Annotated in this window: 2 protein-coding genes (1 of these 2 running past the window's edge); both read left to right on the top strand. The window is 71.3% G+C overall.

The annotated features are described in order from the left end of the window. Positions 1-325 (top strand): energy-coupling factor transporter transmembrane component T (locus tag D471_RS0108625; RefSeq protein WP_017598247.1); only part of this gene is annotated, 325 nt, incomplete at its 5' end. Between the two features lie 61 nt (positions 326-386). Then, positions 387-710 carry the start of an enoyl-CoA hydratase/isomerase family protein gene (locus D471_RS0108630; protein ID WP_017598248.1) on the top strand. 450 nt of this gene lie beyond the right edge of the window, so only the first 324 of its 774 coding nucleotides appear in the window; it begins with the start codon at positions 387-389; its stop codon lies beyond the right edge, outside the window.

Below are 710 nucleotides of genomic sequence, written 5' to 3' on the forward strand. Positions count from 1 at the left end.
GCTCATCCCGCTGCTCGCCCACCAGTGGCGCACCATCACCCTCGCGCGGCGGGCGCGCGGGTTGGAGGCCGGGCGCAACCCGCTCCGGGTGGTCCCGCTGTTCTTCGGGCGGTTGTTCGCGCTGCTGGTGCGCTCGATCCGCACCGGAACGCTGCTGGCCACCGCCATGGACGCGCGTGCGTTCGGCACCGGTCCCCGTTCCTGGGCCCGGACCAGCCACTGGCGCCGCGCGGACACGGCGCTGCTGGTGGCCGCGGTCGCGTTGCTCGTGGCGGCCTACACGGTCTCCGGGAGTCTGGGGACCCTGGTGCTGCTCTTCGCCTGACCCGGGTGATAGGTAGTCCAAGTAACTGCTAGTCCGAAGACACTGTCGTCGAACGAATGAGGTGGAACCCGTGGGCGAGTTCGTGCGCGTGGAGACCGACAAGGAGCACCCCGCGGTCGCCGTGATCCGGGTGGACCGGCCCAAGGCGCTCAACGCGCTGAACGCACAGGTGACCAGGGAGATCGCGGAGGCGGCGGCCGAGGTGTCGACGGACGCCGCCGTGCGCTCCGTGGTGCTCTACGGCGGGGAGCGCGCGTTCGTGGCCGGTGCCGACATCAAGGAGATGGCGCATCTCACCCACGCCCAGATGCTGGAGTACTCGCGCGGCCTCCAGAACGCCCTGACGGCCGTGGCCCGCATCCCCAAGCCGGTCGTGGCGGCCGTG

It is taken from the genome of Nocardiopsis lucentensis DSM 44048 (assembly GCF_000341125.1).
GTDB lineage: Bacteria > Actinomycetota > Actinomycetes > Streptosporangiales > Streptosporangiaceae > Nocardiopsis > Nocardiopsis lucentensis.